Below are 21860 nucleotides of genomic sequence, written 5' to 3' on the forward strand. Positions count from 1 at the left end.
ATCCTTACCTTTCGTGTTGGACGTGTTCAGGAGACGTACGGTCGAGCCGCCCGGGCGTCGCGCAGGGCCAGACCCCACCAGCGGAGCTGGTCGAGCAGGACGCTGGCGTCCCGGCGTAGCTCGTCGGTGCACTGCGGTGTCGGCTCGCCGCCGAGCAGGTCGATCCCGACGACGTCACGCACCGTCATCGCGTGCAGCGCCGTGAAGACGGTGCGGAGCTGGTCGACCGCGTACCGGCCGGTGGACCGACAGCCGTACGACACGAAGCCGACCGGTTTGGCCTGCCACTCGTCGTACGCGTAGTCGATGGCTTGTTTCAGCGGTGCGGGGAAGCTGTGGTTGTACTCGGGGGTGACCACGACGAACGCGTCCGCTCGACCCACCTCGCGGACGAACGCCCGGATCGACGCGGTCGGTTCGGCGGGGTAGCTGGCCGGGAAGTCGTACTCGGTCAGGTCAACGACGGTCACCGCCAGGTCGTCGTGCCGCGCGGCCTGTTCGGTGAACCAGCTGGTGACCCGGTCGCCGGCCCGCCCCTCCCGGGTGCTGCCGATGATCACGGCGATCCTGAGCGGTGTCATCATCCCCCCTCCCGAGTGATCGGTTCCACCTCTTCGGCGCGAGAAAGCAGCACGCCGCCCGCTAGATCGGATCTAGCGGGCGGCGTTTCTGGGCGGAATGTCAGTGGGGTCGGCTTGACTGTGGTCGACGGACAGGGGAGTGGGCATGGCACAGGTACGCATCGCACCGTGGGACGAGGACGACCTCGACCTGCTGCGGGAGCTCAACTCACCGGACACCCGCAAGCACACGGGCGGCCCCGAGACCGACGAGCAGGTGCTCGCCCGGCACGACCGGTACGTGCACTTCGCCGGGACCGGGCAGGGCGCGATGTTCACGCTGGTGCTGCCGGACGGCGTGCGGGCCGGCAGTGTCGGCTACTGGGGCCGCGACTGGCACGACCAACCGGTGTACGAGCTGGGCTGGGCGGTGCTGCCCTCTTACCGGGGGCAGGGGCTGGCGACCGTCGCGGTGCGGGCGGTCATCGACGTGTTGCGCGCTCGGCAGGACCGGCGCTACGCCCACGCCTACCCCTCGGTCGACAATCCCGCCTCGAACGCGGTCTGCCGCAAGGCCGGTTTCACACTGCTCGGCGAGACGGACTTCGAATACCCGCCGGGGCAACTGATGCGCGCCAACGACTGGCAACTCGACCTGACCGCCCCACCGACCGCAAGCTGAGGTCGGCGGGGCGGCCGGTGACCGGTCACCAGGTGGTGTCGAGGCGGTGCCGTTGCTCGGCGGTCAGCTCCAGCTCGACAGCTGCCAGGCTCTCCTCCAGTTGCGCCACCGACGAGGCGCCCACCAGCGGAATGGACGGCAGCACACCGCCCAGCAGCCAGGCGAGCACCACCTGGTTGACCGTCGCGCCGCTCTGCCCGGCCACCTCCCGCAGCGCGGCCAGTCGCCGGGGCGCGCTCGGCAGGTCGTACGCCGAGCTGAGCGGCTTGTCCGCCCGGGTGAACGCCCCCTTGAGCAGCGGCGAGTACGCCACCAGGGTCAAGTCGGGCTCGGCACGCAGGTAGCTGAGCAGGTCACCGCTGACGCCGCCCGGCTCGCCGTCCGGGTCCAACTCGCTGACCAGGTCGGTGCGGTTCGGCAGGTAACTGCGCTGGTACTGGAGCACCTCGTACCCCGGCAGGCCTGCGACGGCGGCCAACGCCCGGGCCCGCTCCACCCGCCAGGCCCGGTGGTTGCTGGCACCCAGCAGACCCACCGTGCCCTCGGCGACCAGTTCGGCGAAGCCCTCCACGGTCTCCTGGAGCGGCACGGTCCGGTCCTCGATGTGTGCGTAGAGCAGGTCCAGTCGCTCCACCCCGAGCCGTTCCCGGCTGCGCTCCGCGGACTCGCGGATCACCTTGGCGGAAAGGCCCTCCGCGTTGTCCAGGTAGCTGGTCCCCGGGGCCAGCGGTCGAGCGCCCAGCTTGGTGGCGATGACGATCTCGGCACCGACGCCCCGGCTGCGCCGCCACCGGCCGAGCAGTTCCTCGCTCTGGCCGCCCTGCCCGCCGTCCACCCAGAACGCGTAGTTGTCCGACGTGTCGATGAACGTGCCACCGGCCTCGACGTAACGGTCGAGGATCGCGTACGAGGTGGCCTCGTCGGTGGCGCTGCCGAAGAGCATCGCGCCGAGGCTCAGCACGCTGACCTCGCGCCGGGTCGCCGGGTCAGCGCCGATCGTGCGGTACCGCATGGGGATCTCCTCTCGTGCGCCCTACCGGTGGGCGCACGGGTCACCCTGCCGGCTGGAGCGCACTCCAGGTCAAGCGCGGCACCTCACCCCGGTTCGCCCGGCTCTGGGCCGAGCACGACGTCGAGGAACGCCGACCGATCGTCAAGCGGGTGCCGCACCCCGAGCTGGGGCCGTTGGAGTTCGCGTGCCGCGTCCTGCTGGTGCCGGAGACCGACCAGCGGATGATCGTCTACGTCCCCGAGCCCGGATCGCCGACCCACGCGGTGTTCCGCCGGATCGCCGAGCGCGTCGGCTCCTGAGCGCCGGGGAACAGCGTGATTGACCCGCCGGGAACAGCGTGATGCCTCAGGGTCATCAAGATGACTCTGAGGCATCACGCATTCAGGAGACCCGCCCGCCGAGCGGCGGGCTCAGGTCAGCGGGGGACGTAGGCGAAGGTGTCCGGGTTCGGGCCCTGCCGCCCGGCCTCGCCCTTGTTCAGCGCGGTGATCCGCTCCATCGCTGTGTCGTCCAGCTCGAAGTCGAAGATCCGGGTGTTCTCCTCGATCCGCTTCGGCGTGGTCGACTTCGGGAAGATGATGTCGCCACGCTGCACGTGCCAGCGGAGCACCACCTGCGCCGGGGTCCGGTCGAGCTGACCGGCGATGTCGACCACCGTCGGGTCGTCCAGCACCTTGCCCTGCGCGATGGGCGACCACGCCTCGGTGAGGATGTTGTGCTCGCGGCCGTAGGCGCGGACCTCGTCGTTGGTGAAGTACGGGTGTGCCTCGATCTGGTTGACCGCCGGCACGACGTCCGCCTCGGCGGCCAGCCGCTCCAGGTGCGCCACCTGGAAGTTCGACACGCCGATCGAGCGGGCGCGGCCGTCGCGCTGGAACTCCTCCAGCACCTTCCAGGTCGAGACGTAGTCGCCGTCGTACAGGGTCGGCAACGGCCAGTGGATCAGGAACAGGTCGATGTAGTCCATCTTCAGCGCCGCGAGCGTCGAGTCGAACGCCTTGCGGGCGTCGTCGGGGCGGTGGAAGCCGTTGTTCAGCTTGCTGGTCACGTACACCGAACCCCGGTCGAGGCCGGACATCCGGATCGCCTCGCCGACCTCGGCCTCGTTGCCGTACATCTCGGCGGTGTCGATGTGCCGGTAGCCCGTCTCAAGGGCCGTGGTCACCGCCGCGACGGTGTCCTTCGGCTCGATCTGGAACACCCCGAAGCCGAGCTGCGGAATGGTGGTGCCGTCGTTCAGGCTGATGTCGGGAATGGTGATTGCCACTGCGGCTCCTTCGCGTCATCTTCGTTGCCTGTCATCCATACCCGGGTGGGCGGTCGGTGCACCGCCCAAACCGAGGTGACGAGCGCAACGCCGGGACGGTTCACCCGGTCGTGTCGAAGAGCACAGGCCAGGGCCGTGCCGCCGGCGGCACGGTTCCGGCCGACGCGGGTGGCGCGGGCTCGGAGTCGGCCAGCACCTCGGCGGCGAGCTGCCCGAACATCGACGCCGCCGGGTGCGCCGACCGGTCCGGCCAGGCCGCCGACGTCCGCTTGGCCAGCGGCGCGCCGGCGATCGGCCGCCAGGCGACGCGGGGTTCCCGTCGCGCCACCGTCGCCGGTTCCACGGCCACACCGCCGCCGGCCAGCACCAGGCCGAAGAGGAACTCCGGGTTGCGGGCGGGGCGCACCCGGGCCGGGCGCCAACCCTGCTGTCGGCACACGGCCAGCAGGTGGTCGTGCCAGCCGGGAGCGGTAGCCCGGGGCGCGGCCACCAGATCTAGACCGGCCAGCGACGCGAGCGCCACCTCCCGGTCGCGGGCCAGCGGCGAGGTGCGGGGCAGCAACACCCCCAGGGGTACGTCGACCGGGGCGCCGAAGCGCAGCCCGTCCGCCGACACCGGGTGGTGCACGAGCCCCACGTCGAGGGTCCGCTCGGCGAGCATCCGCACCTGCTCGGCGGTCGTCAGCTCGTGCAGCTCCACGTCCAGGCCGGCTGCCCGGGTGGTGAGCCCGTCCAGCAGCGCGCGCAGCGTCACCGCGGGCGTCTCCGGTGGCACGCCGGCCCGGAGTACGCCCAGCTCACCGGCCCGGACCTGCCCCATCAGGTTGCGGAGCCGACCCTCACCCGCGAGCAGGTCCTCCGCCTCGCCGAGCAGCAGTTCACCGGCGGTGGTGAGGCGTACCTGGCGGCGGGACCGGTCGAACAACTCGACGGTCAGCTCCCGTTCCAGCCGCTGGATCGACTGGCTCAGGGGCGGCTGGGCCATCCCGAGCAGCTCCGCGGCCCGCCCGAAGTGCAGCTCGTGCGCGACCACCACGAAGTGCCGCAGGTGCCGGAGCAGATCCACGGCCGGACCCTACGCCAGCGCTGGCGTAGGGCCGCTGGATACCGTGCTGGCGTGGACGTCAGCGAGCGCATCGAGGCCATCTTCGCCGCCGTGGGGGTGACAGCCAGCCTGCACGTGGTGGACGTGGACGCCACCGACCCGACCCCCGGCGGCACCGCCGACGACGTTCCGGAGATCGGGGTGCGGGCCGACGACCAGGTGGTGATCGCCTCGATCTTCAAGGTCCTGCTGGTGCTGGAGTTCGCCCGGCAGGTCGAGGCCGGTCAACTGGACCCGACCGAACGGGTCCTGGTCACCGCCGACGACCGGCTCGGTGGGTGGGGTCTGGCCGGCTGCACCGACGACGCCGAGGTGTCGCTGCGCGACCTCGCGTACTTCGCCATGTCGGTCACCGACAACACCGCCGCCGACCTGCTGCTGCGCCGCGTCGGTCCGGACCTGCTGCCGATGCTCGCCGCCGAGCTGGGGCTGAGCCGTACCCGCGTCCTCGGCGGCCCTCGGGACCTGGTCGAGTTGATGCTCGCCGACGTGGGCGCACGCACGGAGGCGGAGTTCGCCCGGATCTTCCCCACGTTGCCGGAGGAACGGGTTCGGGCGATGCGGGTCTTCGACCCCGAGCACACCACCTCCAGCACCGCCCGGGAGATCACCCGGTTGCTCACCCTGATCTGGCGGGACGAGGCCGGGCCGCCTGCCGCCTGCGCGATGGTCCGCACCTGGATGGCCCGGCAGATCTTCTGGACCCGGCTGGCCGCCGGGTTCCCGCCGGGCGTCCGGGTCTCCGGAAAGACCGGCACCCTGCCCGGTCTGCACCTGGAGGCCGGGGTTGCCGAATATCCCGACGGCGGCCGGTATGCGATCGCCGTCTTCGCCCGTGCCGACCGGTTGGCCTCGCGGCGGATCGACGTGGACCTGGCGATGGGGGAGGCCGCCCGGACGGCCGTCGAGGCGCTGCGCGGCGACTGATTTCGCACCCGCCGCAGCCTCGGCGCGTGGCCCCTGAGCTGGACCGATATCCGCTGGCGTATCGGAGTCGGTCGTCTTCGATCTTGGACCGGAGCCCGGTGGCGCTGGTTGGCTCGTGGTCGACCAACCGCCCGACCACGGGGAGTGGAACCGCATGCCCAGTCTCGACCGCCGACGTTTCCTGCGCGACACCGCCGCCACCACCGCCCTGGTGACCACCGGTGGGCTCGCCGCCGGCGCCGCCACCCCGGCCCACGCCGCGACGCCGGCCGCCGCACCCACCCCCACCGCCCGGCACAGGGGCGCGGTCAGCTTCCGCTGGTGGGGTACGGCCGGCTGGCGCGTCGACATCGCCGACCGCACCGTTCTCGTCGACCCGTTCCTCAGCCGGATCGACACCGGGCTGTTCACCGGCGCGTTCAGGACCGACACCCCGTTGACAGTGCGCGCCGACGCGATCGACCCGCGCGTCGAGAAGGCCACGACGGTGCTGGTCACGCACACCCACTGGGACCACTTCATGGACGTGCCGCACATCGCCAAGCGCACCGGCGCGCGGGTGTTCGGCACGCTGACCGCGTACCACCTGGGGTTGGCCTACGGGGTGCCGTCGACGCAGCTCAGCCCGGTCAAGGGTGGGGAGGTGCTGGACTTCGGGGACCACACCGTCGAGGTCGTCGGCTCGCTGCACAGCCGCAACCCGTCGTACTCCCTGGCCTTTCCGGGGGTGCGGGTGAGCCAGCCCGCGCAGCCGGCGACCATCGCGGACCTGCCGGAGGGCGACACGCTGGGCTACCTGCTGCGGGTCGACGGCGGGCCGTCGGTGTACTTCACCGGCGCCAGCGACGTCGCCGAGCGGAACCTCACCGGCCTGTCGCCCGACGTGGCGATGGTGGCCCTGCAGAACGCCACCACCACCGGCGACTACCTGCCGCGTCTGCTGGCCGGCCTCGACTATCCGAAGGTCGTGGTGCCGGTGCACTTCGACAACTTCGAGACGGCGCTTCAGAACCCGCCGCCGGTCGCCCCGACCGACCGCACCCGGTTGAACGACATGATCGCGGCCGTCCGCCGGATCTCGCCGCGCAGCCGGGTGCTGGTGCCCGAGTACGAGACCGCGTACCACTTCTGAGCAGCGTCGGTGGGGGTCGCCGAGCCGCGGCCCCCACCCTGGTCAGGCGGCGGTCATCTCCGCCAGGGCCCGAACCGACTTCCAGTTGCGGCTGGTCGACACCACGCCGAGCTTCTTCTCCAGGTACGCGTTGGTGAACTTCGACCGCCCGTAACCGCCGTCCACGAAGTGCAGGAAGACCTCCCGGCCGGTCACCGTGAACGACACGTTCTCCCCACCGGGCACGGTCAGCGCGTCCACCGTGGACTTCTTCGGCGGGGTGGCGAGGAAGGCCACCAGCAGCCTCGTCGGGTCGTCCTCCCGGTCGGCGTACGGGTTGCCGCCGGCCACCGCCGCCAGCTCCCGGCCACTGCGCACCAGCACCGGCACCGTCAACGCCAGCTCGTCGGCGAGGGCCCGCTCGATCCCGGCGGCCAGCTTCTCCGCGTCGCGCACGGTGCTGCCGAAGGCCACGTTGCCGCTCTGCAGGTACGTCTTGACGTCCTCGTGCCCGAGGTCGGCGACGATCCGACGCAGGTCGGCCATCGCCAGCCGGGTGGTGCCGACGTTGACCCCGCGCAGCAGGGCGACGTACCGGGTCATGGCTCCTCCTGGGTTCGCGGCCGACCGGCTCAGCGTAGGCCGCCCGGCCCCACCAGTCCCGTTTCGTACGCGACGATGACCAGTTGCGCCCGGTCGCGTACGGCCAGCTTGGTCAGCAGCCGCCCGACGTGCGTCTTGACGGTGGCCTGGCTGAGGTTGAGGTGCGTGGCCAGCTCCGCGTTGGACAGGCCCCGGGCGATCAGCGCGAGCACCTCCCGTTCCCGCTCGGTCACCCCGTCGAGCTGCCGGGGCAGCGGCCGGGTCGGCTCCGGCTGCCGGGCGAACTCGTCGATCAGCCGGCGGGTCACCGTCGGCGCGAGCAGCCCCTCACCGGCGGCGACCACCCGGATCCCGGTCAGCAGGTCCGCCGGTGGGGTGTCCTTGAGCAGGAAGCCGCTGGCGCCGGCGCGCAACGCCCCGTAGACGTACTCGTCCAGGTCGAACGTGGTCAGGATGATGACCCGGGTGCCGGCCGTCGCCGGGTCGGCGCAGATCCGCCGGGTCGCCTCGATGCCGTCCATCTCCGGCATCCGGATGTCCATCAGCACCACGTCCGGACGGTACCGTTCGGTCAACGCGACGGCTTCCACACCGGTGCCCGCCTCGCCGACAGTCGTGCAGTCTCCGGCGAGATCCACCAGCAGCCGGAAGCTGCCGCGCAGCAGCGCCTGGTCGTCGGCGATCAGCACCCGGATCACGTGGCCACCCGGTAGGGCAGGCTGGCCGTCACCGCGAAGCCGCCATCGGAGCGTGGTCCGGCCCGGAACTCCCCACCGTGCAACGCGACCCGTTCCCGCATGCCGATCAACCCGTGCCCCTCCCCGCCGATCAGCACCGGACGCCGACCGTCGTCGGTCACCTCCACCCGCACCTCGTCGGGGGTGACGGTCACCGTAGCCCGGCAGGCGGCCGGCGCCGCGTGCTTCACCACGTTGGTCACCGCCTCCTGCACGATCCGGTACACAGCGAGGCCCACCGACTCCGGGACCGCGCCGGCCGGTTCCTCCCGCCGGACGTCGAGCCGGACGTCGACACCGCCGATCGCCGCCTGCTGGGCGAGCACGGGCAACTCGTCCAGCCCGGGCGTCGGCGCGTACGGGGTGCCCTCCCGCAGGACGCCGAGCACCCGACGGACGTCGGTGAGCGCGGTGCGGCCGGTCTCCTCGATCACCCGCAGGGCGGCCCCCGCCTCCCGTGGGTCGGCCTCGGCGACGTGGTTGGCGACGGCCGCCTTCACCACGATGAGGCTCAGCGTGTGCGCCACCACGTCGTGCAGCTCACGGGCCACCCGCAGTCGTTCCTCGGTGGCGGCCTGACGGACCAGTTGGTCACTCTGCCGGCTGGCGAGGGCGCGTCGTTCCCGGAGCAGCCAGCCGATCACCCAGGCGGGCGCGATCATGACGGTGGCGTAGACGACGGCACCGGTGCGTGACCACAGATCGCCAGCGGTCAGCACCAGCGCGACGCTCACCAGGGCGAGACAACCGGCGGCACTGAGCAGCGAGCGGCGGGTGGTCGTCGACACGGCCACCGTGTAGAAGGACAGCCCGATGGCAACCGCCGGCGCGGCAGCGGCGAAGTTGGGGATCACGCCGGTGACCAGGGTTGCGGCGGTGCTGCCGCTGATCACGACGGCGACGGGGATCGGCCACCGTCGCCGGACGGCCAACGGCAGCCCGAGGACCATCCCGACGAGCACTGACACCCAGAGCGGCTCGCGTACGCCACCGTGCAGCGGCGACTCCAGCGCCGCGTACGGGCAGAGCAGCCCACCGACCGCCACGGCCAGCACGGCGTCCACGATGTACAGGTCCACCGGTCGCAGCCGCCGGGTCAGCAGGGGAGCGGTCACCTGCCAGACGGTAGCGGCCAGCCGGGTCGGCCGCGTCCACCCACGGGCGGTCATCCCGCAGGACGACGTACCGGCGGTTCCGGGCCCTCGCCTCCACCCGGGGGAGGGCTGGAAAGTGCCCGCGCCGGCACGACGCGCGGCACCCCGCGCACCGGGCACCGTGGCGGTCATGACCACAGACACGGTGACCCTGACGGGGCTGCGCGCGGTGTACGGCACCGGGACCCGGCGGGTGGCGGCGCTCGACGGTGTGACGACCAGCTTCGCGAGCGGCACCTTTACGGCGGTGATGGGCCCCTCGGGCTCGGGGAAGTCCACCCTGCTGCACTGCGCGGCGGGGCTGGACAGCCCGACCGAGGGGACCGTCACGATCGACGGGACCCGCCTCGACGACCTCGGCGAGGACGAGTTGACCCGGCTGCGGCGTGACCGGATCGGGTTCGTGTTCCAGGCGTTCAATCTGGTGTCCACGCTGACCGCCGCGCAGAACGTCGAGTTGCCGTTGCGCCTGGCCGGCCGCCGCCCGCCGGCTCGGGACGTCGTCGCCGCGCTCGACGCTGTCGGGTTGGCCGACCGGGCCGGACACCGGCCGAGTGAGCTGTCCGGCGGCGAGCAGCAGCGCGTCGCCGTGGCCCGCGCGTTGATCACCCGCCCGGCTGTGGTCTTCGCCGACGAGCCGACCGGGGCGCTGGACAGCGCGGCGTCCCGACAGGTGCTCCGACTGCTCCGTGGGCTCGTCGACGACCACGGGCAGACCGTCGTGATGGTGACCCACGATCCTGCCGCCGCCGCGTACGCCGATCGGGTCCTGCTGCTCGCCGACGGCCGCGTCGTCGACGAGCTGGAGGGCGGGATCACGGCGGCGGTGGTCGCCGCCCGGATCGCCGAACGGGAGACGGCTCCTGCGGAGACGGCCGCGGGGCCGTCGTGGTGAGCATCCGGCGGTCGGTCAGCGCGTTCGTGGCCGTGGCCATCGGGGTCACGCTGGTCGCGGCGGCCACCCTGCTCCTCGCCTCCGGGCGCCCACAGGTGCCGGACCGGCTCGCGCGGGCGGCGGTCGTGGTGCAGAGCCCCGAAGCGGGCGCGTCGGCCGACTCGTTCATGCCGACCCGGCCCTGGTCCGCCACCGCGACGGCGGGACTCGTCGGCCGGCTGGCCGCCCTGCCCGGTGTCGCGGCGGCGGTGCCGGACCGGACCTTCTATGCCCAGCCGCTCATCGACGGTCGACCCGCGGGCAGCGACACCCACGACGGGCACGGTTGGTCCAGCGCCCAGCTCGGTGGACTGCGCCTCACGGCCGGCGAGCCGCCGCGCAGGCCCGGCGAGGTGGTCGTCGGCCGCGCGCTCGGGCTGCGCACCGGCGCGCCGGTCACCCTGCTGACGGCTGTGGGTGCGGAGTCGTACACGGTCACCGGTCTGGTCGACGGGCCCGGCGTCCATGTCGCGGACGAGGTCGCCGCGACGCTCGCACCCGGCGTCCGGGCCATCGGGCTGGTGCTCACGGCGGACGCCGACCCCGAGTGGGTCGCCACGGCGGCTCGCGGAATCGTCGGCACCGACGGACGGGTGCTCACCGGAGACGCGCGTGGCGCGCTGGAGCCGCGCAACGACGCCCGCACCCGCTGGATCGGCATGCAGGTGCTCACCGCCACGGCGGCCCTCGCTGGCTTCGTCACGGTGTTCGTGGTCGCCTCCACCTTCGCGTTCACCATCGCGCAACGCCGCCGTGAGCTGGGCCTGCTGCGCGCCGTCGGCGCTACCGGGCGACAGGTCCGTCGCATGGTGTACGGCGAGGCGCTCGTCGTCGGCGCCTCGGGTGGGATCGTCGGCCTGCTGGTCGGCGGAGGGCTCGCGCCGCCGCTCGGTTGGCTTCTCGTCGACGCCGGCTTTGAACCATCGACCTTCCGGGTCACGTACGAGCCCTGGCCGGTGGCGCTCTCGCTCGTCGCCGGTCCGGTGATTTCGCTGTTGGCCGTCTGGTCGGCCTCCCGGCGGGCGGCGCGGGTTCGACCGTTGGAGGCGTTGCGCGAGGCGGCGGTGGAGCAGCGACCGATCGGGCGGCTGCGCGTCGCCACCGGCGCGCTGCTCGTCGCGGTGGGCGTCGCCCTCTGCGTCGGGACGGCGACAGCCGACGAGGCCCGCGTCGCTGGGCAGTACGCCCTGTACGCGGTGATGGCGCTGGTGGCCGGCGCAACAGTGCTCTCCCCGGCGGTGGTCGGGCCGGTGGTGCGACTGCTGCGGTCTCCGGTGCGGCGACGTGGTGGCGCGATCGGGATGCTGGTCCGGGGCGGGGCGTTGACCGCGACGCGGCGGACCGCGTCCACTGCCGCCCCGGTGCTGCTCACCGTCGCCTTCGCGGTGCTGGTGTCCGGGATGGTGCGGACCACCACCGCCGCCTACGCGGCAGGACGGGCGGACAACGTGAACGTCGGCTGGATCGTGCTGCCCGACCGGGCGCCCGGTCTGTCGGACCAGGCCGTCGCCGCGACCGGTGGCACCGCCCTCCTGCCGACCACTGTCTTCCGCACCGATCCCGGAACAGCGCCGGCGGACCGGCCGCTGACCGCGCTGGGTGTGGACCCGGCCGGCTTCGCCGCCGCGAACCGTGCGCTCACCGTCGTCGCCGGCTCGCTCGACGACCTGCGTGGTGACGACACCGTGGTGGTGACCGCCTCGGCGAACCTGCGGCCGTCCGAGCCGTATGCGGTGGTCTTCGCCGACGGGACGCTGGTGTCGTTGCGCGTCGTCGCCGTGGTCACCGACGCCTCGCTCCCCGGGGACCTGCTCGTGCCCAGGGCGGTGGTGCGTACGCACGACCCGTCGGCGTTGACGTCCACTGTGTACATCCGGGACCGGATCGCTCCTCCGGTCGGCGCGCGGATCGTCGACGTCGCCACCTGGGCGGCCGAGGCGGACGCCGCCGAGGACCGACTCGTCTGGCTCTTCACGCTGCTGCTGATCGGTGTGTCGGCCGGCTACGGTGCCATCGCGGTGGCGAACACGCTGCTGCTGGCCGCCGCCGGCCGGGCCGCGGATCTACGGCTGATCCGGATGGCCGGTGCGACCCGGCGACAGGTCGTCTGGCTGGTCACTGCCGAATCCGCACTGGTGGTGCTGATCGGTGCGCTGCTCGGTGGGGCTGTCGCCTTCGTCGGTCTGCTCAGCATCCGCGCCGGCCTCGCCGAGCAGGTCGGTGCCCCCGTCGACCTGGTGGTGCCGTGGTCGGTGGTCGCCGGGGTGGTGGGGCTGTGCCTGCTGCTCGCGGCGCTGGCGAGCGTGCTGCCGACGTGGCGGTCGCTGCGACACCGCCCCGCGCGGTCCTCGGTCGGGGTCGCCGGATGACCGCGTCCCCGCCCCCCGAGGAAGCGGCCGGGCCGCTACCGTCCAAGGATGCGATTCGCGCGTCCGGTCGGGCTGCTGCTCTCCGCCGCCGCCGTGGTGCTCTGGGCGTACGGCGTGACAGTGCTGCAACCGCTGACCGAGCCGATCGGCCCGTGGTCGGAGAGGCTGCCGGGCAACAACGCCTACTGGGCCCGCGACCTGCGGTTCATGGCGATCATGGCGGTGGCCGTCGGACTGGTGCTGGCCGGCCGGGGGCACCTGCGGTGGAGTCGGTCGGCGGTGCTGCTCGGCGGTTGCTGGGTCGCCGCCGACGTGGCGATCGACCGGGTCGACCCGATCGGTGTCCGGGCGACGGTGCTGCTCGCCGTCGGCGGTTGCGCCGTGCTCGGTGCGCTCGCGGGGACGTTGTGGTGGCGGGAGCGCGCCGTGCCGTCAGCCCAGGGCGGTGAGGCGCCGTCAGCCGTCGAGCGGAGGACGCTGACCGGCGCGGCCTGTGTGGCTGGGGTGTTGACGCTCGTGGCGGCCGGCATCGAGTCACCGACCGACCGGGAGCCGGAGCTGAACCAGGGCGCCCTGGCCACGGCGGCGCTGCTGGTCGTCCTGGCCGTCGGTGCAGCGTTGGCGGCGGCCCCGGCTCGTAGCCGGGCCCGCGTCGGGCTGGCTGCCGGCCTCGCCGTGGCGGCGTTGGTCGGCGTCGCGCTGGTCCGGGCCGTCGGGCCCGGCACGCGACTCCTGCCGGAGGCGGCCCTCGGTGCGGTGCTGCTCACCGGCGTCACCCTGCTGGCCTGGGACTGGCCGGGCGGTCGGCCGATCTGGCGGCACCACGCGCTGGCCGCCCTCGCCGCGTTGCTGGGTCCGGTGGCATTCCTGCTGGCCACCGCGATCTCCATGATGATCCTGCTGCCGATCGGGGCGACGTTCACCGAGCTGGCCGGCAACAGCCCGATCAACGCGGCCGACTCCGACCTGCTGGTCTCGCTGTGCGGGCTGCTCTCCGGGCTCGCGATGGCCCTGCTGCTGGCCCGGCCGGCGGTCATCGACCGCCGGTAGCTCACTCGACGACCGGCAGCACGACCTCGTTGCGGCGCAGGAACCACGGTTTCCACGGCGGGTCGAAGCGTGCGTACCGGATCGCGCCCGTGGGTTGCAGCCCGGCGGCGGTGACCGACCGGCCGAGCATGGTTGCCCGCTGGCTGAACGCCTGCTCCGTCCACCGGCCGGAGAAGCGCATGGCCGCGGCCAGTTGCGCCGGAATCTCGCGGATCCGCACCCGGGCGTCCACCGGCTCGGGCACTGTGGCGGCGGTGAAGGTGGCCGGCATCACGAACTGGAGCAGGTACGCGCCCGGCCACTCACCCTCCACCTGCACCATCGGCACCGTCATGGCGATCTTCTCCGAGCCGTCGGACGCGGACGTCGCCGGCGTGTTCGACCCGATCGGGTGCCGAGCCCGGTTGGCACCCGCGAGGTACGCGGCCAGCGGCCGGAACGCCTCGATCGGCGCCCTGGTGAACGACGCCTGGATCTGCATCTCGGCCACCAGGTGGGCCGGGTACCGACGCAGCTCGAAGCCGGGGTGTCGGGACACCACCCGGTACGGCTGCTGTTCGGTCATCGCGCGGCTCCCAGGGTCTGCTGGGACAGACGCTACCGCCCGTCCGGCTCCCGCTCGGCCGAAGTCGACTGCTCCGGCCCCGGGGCGACAGCTCGCGCGGTCAGCCGCCAGTACTGCCGCTTGCTGTCGTCGCGCAGCACCACACCGATCAGACCCAGCTCCCGGCGCAGCTCCCGGGCGTCGTCGCGGCGGTCCCGCTCGATCGCCCGAACGCGCGCGCGCAGCAGTGCGTCCGCGCCGGCGGGCAGGCCGGGCAGGTCGGGCACCCACAGCCGGTACGCCGACCGGTGCGGGTCGTCGTCCGCCCAACCCCAGCCGTGCGTCCGGAAGGCCGCAGCCAGTTGGCTGGCTGGCAGGTCCGTCGGCTCCCGGACGAGTTCCGCGCCGTCGGCGTCGAGCAGCACCAAATGCCCGTCGGTGAGGAAAACGACCCGGGCATCGACCCGTGCGACGGTCCGGTCCTGGTCGGAGCGGCGCAGCCGGACCTGCGCCGGGTCGACGGTGACGATCAGCCGCTCGGCGGTGCCGATCCCGGCGAGGACCAGGCCGCCCAGGACCCCCACCGCGATCGTGCCGGCGGTGGCCTGCGGCTCGGGCAGCCGGTCCAGCCACTCGATCAGATCGCCGAACGGCACCCAGGGCAGCCGGGCGAGCCAACCCGTCGTGGCCGCGAGGAGCCATCCCACGCCCGCGCCGAGCAGCGGAAAGCCGCCCCACATGACCGCCAGCTCCACCGGGCCGCCGCTGACCACGGTGCGTGGTCGGTAGCCGGCCATGTCCATGGTCAGGACACCTCGCGGCGGAGCGTCCGGAACAGCCCGGCGGCCAGCGGCAGGACCAGCCAGACCAGCAAGGACACCACGATCCGTCCCCACTGCTCCCCGGTGAGGGCGTCACTGCTGAACAGCGGTTCCATCGTCTTGCTGGTGTCCAGCCATTCGGAGGGGCCGCGCAGGGGCCGGACCATCTCGCCCAGCACTCCCCAGATGGTGGGCAGCAGGAAGTAGCCGACGATGGCCACCGGCGGGTTGAGCAGCAGCAGACCGAAGGCGGCGCCCATCAGCACGCTGGTGACCTGGAGGATCACCGCGTTCACGATCAGCGACCCGTCGAGCTGCCAGGTGCCGGCGCCGCCGATGGCGGAGGCCACCAGCGTCCCGATGGCGGCGAGGGCGAGGCTGGCCAGCACCGAAGCGAGTGCCGCCACCATGACCGCGACCAGCTTGGCGGTCACCACCCGCTCCCGGCGGGGCACCAGGGCGTACGTGGTGAGGGCGGTCCGTTGCGACCACTCGCTGGTGATCGAGAGGATGCCGAGCACGGGCAACAGCACCCCCACCGGCAGCAGCGAGGGGACGAAGAAGTTGGAGAACGTCTGGTCGGCGTCGTCCGCGTAGATCAACTGGAGGGTGACGACCACTGCGGCGATCAGGCCGATGGTGATCAGCAGCCAGCGGCCGGCCCGGGTGTCGACGAGTTTGCGCAGCTCCACGACGGTGAGCCGGAGCAGCGACGGTCGGCGTACCGGATTGTGCTGCTGGGGCGCGACGGCGCTCGCGGCGGGCGCGGTGGTGGTCATCGGACGGCCTCCTTGGTGGATTCGCCGGCGGTCAGGGTGAGGAAGAGTTGTTCGAGGCCACCGCCGCTGGCGGGGCGCAGCTCGGCCAGCGCGACGCCGGCATCGGCGGCGGCCTGGCCGACCGCCTCGGCGTCGGCCTGCACGAGCAGTCCTTCCGAGCTGTCGGCGGCGCTCAGCCCGGCCACCTCCAGCGCCTGGCGCAACGCCGCGCCGTCGCGGGCCCGGACCACAGTGCCGCCGCCGGCCAGCAGCTCGTTCTTGTTGCCCTGGGCCACGATCCGGCCACCCCCGATCACCACCAGCCGGTCCGCGACCGCCTCCACCTCGCGCAGCAGGTGGGAGGAGAGCAGCACCGTGCCGCCCCGGTCGGCGAAGTCGCGCAGCAGGCCGCGCATCCAGAAGATCCCCTCCGGGTCCAGGCCGTTCGCCGGCTCGTCGAGGATCAGCACCCGGGGGTCACCGAGCAGCGCATGCGCCAGGCCCAGGCGCTGGCGCATGCCCAACGAGTACGCCCGGACGCGGCGCTTCGCGGCCACCGCGTTCAACCCGACCAGGTCGAGCTTCGCGGCGACCTCGCGCCGGTCCAAACCCATGGTGTACGCGGACAGCGTCAACGCCTCGCGGCCGGTCCGCCCGGCGTGCTGAGCGGAGGCGTCCAGCAGCACCCCGACCTCGCGCCCCGGGTTGGGCAGCTCCCGGTAGGGGTGCCCGGAGACGGTGGCGCGGCCGGCGGTCGGCGCGGTTAGCCCGCAGATCATGCGCATGGTGGTCGACTTGCCGGCGCCGTTGGGGCCGAGGAAGCCGGTGACGGTCCCCGGCTCGCAGTGGAACGAGACGTCGTCCACCGCCGGGTGTGGCCCGTATCGCTTGGTGAGGTTCTCCACGGTGATCATGTGGTCGAGCCTGCCCGCGCCGCCCGGCCATCCGCTGCGGCCGCCGGTCGATGCCGTACCGACCTTGGTCGACCGGCGGGTCTCGACTTTGGTAGCTGGTCGTGGTGCCCTTCGGCTGCCTAGCATGGTGCCGTGACCAGCCTCGCCGTGCCGGAACACCCCTGGCTGCTGCCCGGGGCGCTGGCCGGCGCGACCAGCCCGGAGACGGCGACCCGCCGGCCCCGGCGGACCACCCGGGACTGGGCGGTCGACACCCTGGCCTTCCTGATCAGCCTGCTCTGGGTGCTGTACGCCACGGCGGACGCCCTGTCGCCCAACCCGGAGACGGCGGTCGCGCTGCCGCACGACTGGATGGTCGGCGTGGACGCGCTGATCGGGCTGGTCTGCTGCGGGCTGCTCTGGCTGCGGAGGCGGTGGCCGCTCGGGTTGATGGTGGCGACCCTGCCGTTGAACCTGTTCTCGATGGCCGCCTCCATCCCGCTGTTGATCTTCTACTTCACCGTGGTGGTGCACCGGCGGACCGCAGTCTCGGTGGCGGTGACCGGCGTCGGTCTCATCACCAACCTGGTCTACAGCTGGACTCGTCCGGATCCGGTCATGCCCTACTGGGCCACCGTCGCCTGGGGTGTGGTGATCACTCTCACCGTGCTGGCCTGGGGGATGTTCGTCCGGGCCCGACGGCAGTTGATCGTGTCGCTGCGGGATCGGGCCGAGCGGGCCGAAGCCGAGCAGCAGCTCCGGGTCGCCCAGGCCCGCCACCTCGAACGCACCCGGATCGCCCGGGAGATGCACGACGTGCTGGCCCACCGGATCTCGCTGCTCAGCCTGCACGCCGGGGCGCTGGAGTTCCGGCCGGACGCTCCCGCGGACGAGGTGGCCCGGGCCGCCGGGGTGATCCGGGGCAGCGCCCACGCCGCCCTTCAGGATCTGCGGGAGGTGATCGGGGTGCTCCGGGCCGAGAGCGACGACGGCGACTCCCCGGAGCCGCCGCAACCCACACTCGCCGACCTGCCAGCCCTGATCGCCGAATCGCGGGCAGCCGGGGTGCGCGTCAACGTCAGCGACAGCGTCGCCAGCCCGGGGGAGGTGCCGGCGGCGCTGGGCCGGGCCGCGTACCGGATCGTGCAGGAGGGGCTGACCAACGCCCGCAAGCACGCGGCCGGCGCGGCGGTCACCGTGGACGTCGCGGGCGGCCCGGGCAGCGGCCTGACCGTGGCGATCGGCAACCGCTGGCCGGTCGGCGCACCGGCCGGCGACGCTCTGCCCGGCGCCGGCACCGGCCTGGTCGGCATCAGCGAACGGGTCACCCTCGCCGGTGGCCGGCTCGCCTACGGTCGCGACGACGCAGGCGACTTCCGGCTGGCCGCCTGGCTGCCGTGGCCGTCGTGACCGGCCCTTCCGGCGTGGCCGGCCCTTCCGGCGCCGCCAACGCCTCCGGCGTGGCCGGCCCTTCCGGTGCTGCGGTGCCGCAGTCGGCAGTGTCGCCGGTGCGCGTGCTGATCGTGGACGACGACGCGCTGGTCCGGGCCGGGCTCTCGATGATCCTCGGCGGTCTGCCAGACCTGACCGTGGTGGGCGAGGCCGCCGATGGCGGTGAGGTCCCCGCCGCCGTCGCCGCGTACGCCCCGGACGTGGTGCTGATGGACATCCGGATGCCCCGGGTGGACGGGCTGACCGCCACCGAGGCCCTGCGTGCCCAGCCACACCCGCCGGAGGTGCTGGTGCTGACCACCTTCGACGCCGACGAACAGGTGCTGCGGGCGTTGCGCGCCGGGGCGGCCGGCTTCCTCCTCAAGGACACCCCGCCGGCGGAGATCGTGCACGCCGTGCGCCGGGTGGCGGCCGGTGAGGCGACCCTGTCCCCGACGGTGACCCGGACACTGATCGCCCACGTGACCGCCGCCACCCCCGGCCCGGCCGGCCCCGACCCGCGGCGGGAGCGGGCGCTGCGGTTGCTCACCGGGCTCAGTGAGCGGGAGCGGCAGGTGGCGGTCGCCCTGGGCCGCGGGCACACCAATGCGGAGATCGCGGGGGAGCTGTTCATGAGCGTGGCGACGGTGAAGGCGTACGTCTCCCGGCTGCTGACCCGGCTCGATCTCAACAACCGGGTCCAGGTGGCCCTGCTCGTGCACGACGCCGGCCTGGTCTGACGAGCCGTTCGCTGGGCCAGATGGCCAGGCATACCAACACGGATGAGGTTACACTCATTTTTGGTTGTTCCATTGTTGGTTGTCTCAGGAGTGATCGTGGATGGCTTTGTCGGACGGGACCGTGAACTCCACCTCCTCGGCGGCATGCTTTCTCGGGTGCAACGAGGTGGTCGTGCTGGTCGGCCTGGGCGGGCCCTTCTCATGCGCGGTCGCCGACGGGTAGGCAAGTCCCGACTGGTGGAGGAGTTCGTCGAGCGGGCCGACGTGCCGCATCTCTTCTTCACCGCCTCCGCGCAGCCGACCGTCGCAGCCGACCTCGCACTCTTCGTGGAAACGGCGGCCGCCTCGACGCTGCCGGGGGCACAGATCCTTCGTGAGCAGCAACCGCAGACGTGGGACGCCGCTCTGACCCTGCTCGCCGCCGCGCTGCCGTCCGACCGACCGAGCGTCGTCGTCCTGGACGAAATGCCGTACCTCATCGCGAGTGACCCGGGCTTCGAGGGAACGTTGCAGAAGGTCTTCGATCGCGAGTTGTCCCGGCGGCCCGTCCTGCTGATCTGCGTCGGCTCGGATCTGGCGATGATGGAGGCCCTGAACGACTACGGCCGGCCGTTCCACCAGCGAGCCACCGAGATGGTCATTCCGCCGCTGAGCCCAGCCGACGTCCGCGACATGCTCGACCTGTCCGCCGCTGACGCGTTCGACGCCTACCTGGTGTCCGGCGGTCTGCCGCTGATCCTCGACGAGTGGCCGAACGGCGCATCCGTCCACGACTATCTGAGCGAGGCGGTACGGGATCCGACCTCCGCCCTGCTGGTCAGCGGCGAGCGAGCGCTGGCGGCGGAGTTTCCGCCCCAGTCCCAGGCAGGGCTGGTGCTGCGGGCCATCGGCAGCGGTGAGCGGACCTTCTCGCTGATCTCCCGCGCCGCGGGGGATCTTCCACAGGCGTCCCTGAACCGCGCCCTGCGCCTGCTGGCCCAGAAGCGGGCCGTGGAGGTCGCCGTTCCGCTGTCGACCAAGCCGTCGCGGGAAACCCGCTATGCGGTGGCCGACCCGTACCTGCGCTTCTGGCTGTCATTCCTGGGACCTCACCTGTCCGAGATCGAGCGCGGGCGAGGTGACCTGACCCTGGATCGGATCGTCCGGTCGTGGGCGTCCTGGCGGGGACGGGCCATTGAACCTGTCGTCCGAGAGGCGCTGCGCCGGCTGAGCGGCGACCACCTGCCGGCGGAGGCAGCGGTGATCGGCAGCTACTGGACCCGGACCAACGACCCGGAGATCGACCTGGTTGGCGCCGACCGGGGGCCCGTCGCTCAGCGCATCAGTTTCGTCGGTTCGATCAAATGGCAGGAGAGCCGGCCCTTCGACGCGCATGACCTGGGTCGGCTGCTGCTGCATCGGTCCCGGCTGCCCGGTGCCGACGACGCGGTGCCGGCCGTTGCCGTATCGCGCAGCGGCACCGTCGTCGAGGGGATCCGAGTGCTGTCGCCGGAGGATCTGCTTACCGCGTACCAGAATTGAACTTTCGTCCGGTGCCGGCCGTACCCATGGCCGAGGATGTCGGTGCGGTGGGTCCGCCGTACCGCTGCCGAACTGCGGGAGGCCTGCCGTGCGAGTTGGTGAGCAGTCGACGGATCCCATCGATCAGGTACTGGGTGAGGTGCCGATGCCGGCATCGCTGACCCCGGAAGATGTCCGGCTTGCGGTGCGGGCGGTGGTCGTGCACACCGCCGAGGAGTGGCCCACCGGGCCGCTGTGCCGCAACGACGGCGCCTCGTACCCGTGCCGCCTGCACCGCTGGGGGCGACGGGTGTTGGAGACACACGGGCTCAACGAGCGCCAGATCGAGGCGTTGATCCGGCACGGAAATCCGTTCGTGCACGTACCGTTCCCGTTCACGGCGAACGGGCCGTCTCCCGCACGTCCCGCCGGTAGCCGGCCGGCGACGACCGGCTACCAGGCGCCGGCCGGGCGTACCGGTGGGTTGCCGGCGCGGCAGCAGGCCGCGCGGGTCGTCCCACCGGGTCTACGGCCCACCGCTGCTGGCCGGCCGGTGACTCCCCCCGTCACCGCGCCGCGCTGGCCCCGGGCGAGCTGAGCGCACCCCTCCGCCCACCCGACCCGGGCCGACGTCGCGCCCAACAGATGAGTCGGTCGTCGCCGGCTCAGATCCCGCAGTCCGGCGCGGACCAGTTCGTCGTGTTCGAGCTGTTGTCCCTGTTGTTCTCCCGACGCGAGTCGACGTGCACGTGGTCGTCGTGGTCCGGGTAACCCGGCCCGTAGATCCCGCTGAAGCCGTTGTTACGGGCGCCGCGGGCGACCTGGCACAGCGACGACGTCCGTGAGGTGACGTCGGCCGCGTTGCCGTACAGGTGCTGGCTGTCCGACGCGCCGCCGACCTGGTTGTTGCAGGCGCGGCTGCGGTATCCGCTGGACACGTTGAGCGGCTTGTCGCCGAGGCTCTTGCGCAGCGCCTCCAGCTTCCACATGGTGCGCAGCGCGTTCTGCTTGGTCTGGGCCGCCGACAGCGGACCGCCGCTCCAGCCACTTCCGCCGCACCCGTTGTCGAGTTCGTTGAAGCTGAAGTGCGCGGGTGTGCAGTCGTTGTCCTGGAGCTGGTACAGCTTCGCGTAGGTCTGCGGGCCGGCGACGCCGTCGGCGCGCAGCCCGTACGCCTGTTGGAACCGCTTGACCGCGGCGGCCGTCTTCGGTCCGTAGCGGCCGTCGTTCTCCACGATGTTCCGGTTGCCGGCCCAGCCGGCGACCCGGATCTGCAGCTGTCGGACGTCGTCGCCGGAGCGCCCCTGGGCCAGGGTGCGGTTCCACGTGTAGCAGCCGTCCGCATACGCCGCTGGCGCGGCGACCACCGCAGCGATCGCTGCCCCGGGCAACGCCAGGGCGAATGCGATGGCAGCACGCTTCAAGGTGTTTACGCGCACAGAAGTCCTCCCGATAGGAGAGCGAATGGGGTGGCCACGGGACATCGACCGAGAAGTCCCGCGATCTCCACCTTGACACTGATCGGTGTGGTTGGAGGCGATTAACGAGAATCGTCCTCACAATCTGCGGTCCCTGGGTATTGGCTGGGAATTAGGCTGATTTGCGAAACAACCATTGATCGCCGATCGGCTCTTGCGGGATCAAGCGCACCGAACGTCGCAA

23 protein-coding genes are annotated in these 21860 nt (G+C 72.4%); 11 read left to right on the forward strand and 12 right to left on the reverse strand.

Translation table 11 applies throughout. The annotated features are described in order from the left end of the window. Window positions 1-26: 26 nt before the first annotated feature. Window positions 27-584: an NADPH-dependent FMN reductase gene (locus KBX34_RS01015; RefSeq protein WP_088946389.1), complete on the reverse strand. Its 558-nt coding sequence runs from the start codon at window positions 582-584 to the stop codon at window positions 27-29. A gap of 142 nt (window positions 585-726) precedes the next feature. Between KBX34_RS01015 and KBX34_RS01020 the strand changes: the two genes are divergently transcribed. Beyond that, entirely contained in the window at window positions 727-1242 is a 516-nt protein-coding gene (locus tag KBX34_RS01020; protein ID WP_210922724.1) for a GNAT family N-acetyltransferase, read from the forward strand. 25 nt (window positions 1243-1267) lie between these two features. On the opposite strand, the gene KBX34_RS01025 is transcribed toward KBX34_RS01020, so the two are convergent. After that, entirely contained in the window at window positions 1268-2254 is a 987-nt protein-coding gene (locus tag KBX34_RS01025) for an aldo/keto reductase (RefSeq protein ID WP_210922726.1), read from the reverse strand. A gap of 14 nt (window positions 2255-2268) precedes the next feature. On the opposite strand from KBX34_RS01025, the gene KBX34_RS01030 reads away from it, so the two are divergent. Beyond that, window positions 2269-2553 carry a hypothetical protein gene (locus KBX34_RS01030; protein ID WP_307871294.1) on the forward strand — a complete coding sequence of 95 codons (285 nt, stop codon included), beginning with the start codon at window positions 2269-2271 and terminating at the stop codon, window positions 2551-2553. Between the two features lie 116 nt (window positions 2554-2669). On the opposite strand, the gene KBX34_RS01035 is transcribed toward KBX34_RS01030, so the two are convergent. Continuing rightward, complete coding sequence (locus KBX34_RS01035) at window positions 2670-3521, reverse strand: aldo/keto reductase (protein WP_210794612.1); 852 nt, start codon at window positions 3519-3521, stop codon at window positions 2670-2672. Between the two features lie 100 nt (window positions 3522-3621). Further along, window positions 3622-4587, reverse strand: a complete 966-nt coding sequence (locus tag KBX34_RS01040; protein ID WP_210922728.1) for a LysR family transcriptional regulator — start codon at window positions 4585-4587, stop codon at window positions 3622-3624. 51 nt (window positions 4588-4638) lie between these two features. Between KBX34_RS01040 and KBX34_RS01045 the strand changes: the two genes are divergently transcribed. Continuing rightward, entirely contained in the window at window positions 4639-5553 is a 915-nt protein-coding gene (locus tag KBX34_RS01045; RefSeq protein ID WP_210922730.1) for a serine hydrolase, read from the forward strand. A 154-nt stretch (window positions 5554-5707) separates the two neighbouring features. Beyond that, window positions 5708-6685, forward strand: coding sequence for an MBL fold metallo-hydrolase (locus KBX34_RS01050; RefSeq protein WP_210922732.1), 978 nt, complete (start codon window positions 5708-5710; stop codon window positions 6683-6685). A gap of 42 nt (window positions 6686-6727) precedes the next feature. Here KBX34_RS01050 and KBX34_RS01055 read toward each other — a convergent pair whose 3' ends face one another. The 3 genes from KBX34_RS01055 to KBX34_RS01065 are packed head-to-tail and all read right to left on the reverse strand — an operon-like array spanning window position 6728 to window position 9119. Further along, on the reverse strand, window positions 6728-7267 hold the full coding sequence (locus tag KBX34_RS01055; protein ID WP_099850859.1) for a DUF1697 domain-containing protein: 540 nt from the start codon (window positions 7265-7267) through the stop codon (window positions 6728-6730). Between the two features lie 29 nt (window positions 7268-7296). Then, window positions 7297-7965: a response regulator transcription factor gene (locus KBX34_RS01060; RefSeq protein ID WP_099850861.1), complete on the reverse strand. Its 669-nt coding sequence runs from the start codon at window positions 7963-7965 to the stop codon at window positions 7297-7299. Further along, on the reverse strand, window positions 7962-9119 hold the full coding sequence (locus tag KBX34_RS01065) for a sensor histidine kinase (protein WP_307871296.1): 1158 nt from the start codon (window positions 9117-9119) through the stop codon (window positions 7962-7964). The genes KBX34_RS01060 and KBX34_RS01065 overlap by 4 nt, the downstream gene beginning before the upstream one ends. A gap of 169 nt (window positions 9120-9288) precedes the next feature. On the opposite strand from KBX34_RS01065, the gene KBX34_RS01070 reads away from it, so the two are divergent. The 3 genes from KBX34_RS01070 to KBX34_RS01080 are packed head-to-tail and all read left to right on the forward strand — an operon-like array spanning window position 9289 to window position 13511. Beyond that, on the forward strand, window positions 9289-10053 hold the full coding sequence (locus KBX34_RS01070; RefSeq protein WP_210922736.1) for an ABC transporter ATP-binding protein: 765 nt from the start codon (window positions 9289-9291) through the stop codon (window positions 10051-10053). Then, complete coding sequence (locus KBX34_RS01075; RefSeq protein ID WP_307871297.1) at window positions 10047-12461, forward strand: ABC transporter permease; 2415 nt, start codon at window positions 10047-10049, stop codon at window positions 12459-12461. The genes KBX34_RS01070 and KBX34_RS01075 overlap by 7 nt, the downstream gene beginning before the upstream one ends. 48 nt (window positions 12462-12509) lie before the next feature. Next, the gene (locus KBX34_RS01080) at window positions 12510-13511 is read left to right on the forward strand and encodes a hypothetical protein (protein WP_210922738.1); all 1002 of its coding nucleotides are present in this window, start codon (window positions 12510-12512) and stop codon (window positions 13509-13511) included. A 1-nt stretch (window position 13512) separates the two neighbouring features. Here the strand turns inward: KBX34_RS01080 and KBX34_RS01085 are convergent, their stop codons facing one another. The 4 genes from KBX34_RS01085 to KBX34_RS01100 are packed head-to-tail and all read right to left on the reverse strand — an operon-like array spanning window position 13513 to window position 16548. Continuing rightward, complete coding sequence (locus tag KBX34_RS01085; RefSeq protein ID WP_210794600.1) at window positions 13513-14076, reverse strand: heme-binding protein; 564 nt, start codon at window positions 14074-14076, stop codon at window positions 13513-13515. Between the two features lie 32 nt (window positions 14077-14108). Beyond that, on the reverse strand, window positions 14109-14858 hold the full coding sequence (locus KBX34_RS01090) for a hypothetical protein (RefSeq protein ID WP_210922740.1): 750 nt from the start codon (window positions 14856-14858) through the stop codon (window positions 14109-14111). A 2-nt stretch (window positions 14859-14860) separates the two neighbouring features. Beyond that, a complete protein-coding gene (locus KBX34_RS01095; RefSeq protein WP_210922742.1) occupies window positions 14861-15655 on the reverse strand; it encodes an ABC transporter permease in 795 nt (264 codons plus the stop codon). Then, the gene (locus KBX34_RS01100) at window positions 15652-16548 is read right to left on the reverse strand and encodes an ABC transporter ATP-binding protein (protein ID WP_210922744.1); all 897 of its coding nucleotides are present in this window, start codon (window positions 16546-16548) and stop codon (window positions 15652-15654) included. Before KBX34_RS01100 ends, KBX34_RS01095 begins: the two co-directional genes overlap by 4 nt. Before the next feature lie 132 nt (window positions 16549-16680). Between KBX34_RS01100 and KBX34_RS01105 the strand changes: the two genes are divergently transcribed. The 4 genes from KBX34_RS01105 to KBX34_RS01120 all read left to right on the forward strand — a co-directional run bounded on the left by KBX34_RS01105 (window position 16681) and on the right by KBX34_RS01120 (window position 20796). After that, window positions 16681-17937 (forward strand): sensor histidine kinase, encoded by a 1257-nt coding sequence (locus KBX34_RS01105; RefSeq protein WP_210922746.1) that lies wholly within the window; start codon window positions 16681-16683, stop codon window positions 17935-17937. Further along, on the forward strand, window positions 17916-18698 hold the full coding sequence (locus tag KBX34_RS01110) for a response regulator transcription factor (protein ID WP_210922776.1): 783 nt from the start codon (window positions 17916-17918) through the stop codon (window positions 18696-18698). Before KBX34_RS01105 ends, KBX34_RS01110 begins: the two co-directional genes overlap by 22 nt. A 201-nt stretch (window positions 18699-18899) precedes the next feature. Next, entirely contained in the window at window positions 18900-20219 is a 1320-nt protein-coding gene (locus KBX34_RS01115; RefSeq protein WP_330464132.1) for a DUF234 domain-containing protein, read from the forward strand. A gap of 145 nt (window positions 20220-20364) precedes the next feature. Next, window positions 20365-20796: a hypothetical protein gene (locus KBX34_RS01120; protein WP_247671285.1), complete on the forward strand. Its 432-nt coding sequence runs from the start codon at window positions 20365-20367 to the stop codon at window positions 20794-20796. 67 nt (window positions 20797-20863) lie between these two features. On the opposite strand, the gene KBX34_RS01125 is transcribed toward KBX34_RS01120, so the two are convergent. Further along, window positions 20864-21637 carry a D-Ala-D-Ala carboxypeptidase family metallohydrolase gene (locus KBX34_RS01125; protein ID WP_210922752.1) on the reverse strand — a complete coding sequence of 258 codons (774 nt, stop codon included), beginning with the start codon at window positions 21635-21637 and terminating at the stop codon, window positions 20864-20866. Window positions 21638-21860 lie beyond the last annotated feature (223 nt).

This window comes from Micromonospora sp. M61, from assembly GCF_018070245.1.
Classification (GTDB): domain Bacteria; phylum Actinomycetota; class Actinomycetes; order Mycobacteriales; family Micromonosporaceae; genus Micromonospora; species Micromonospora zamorensis.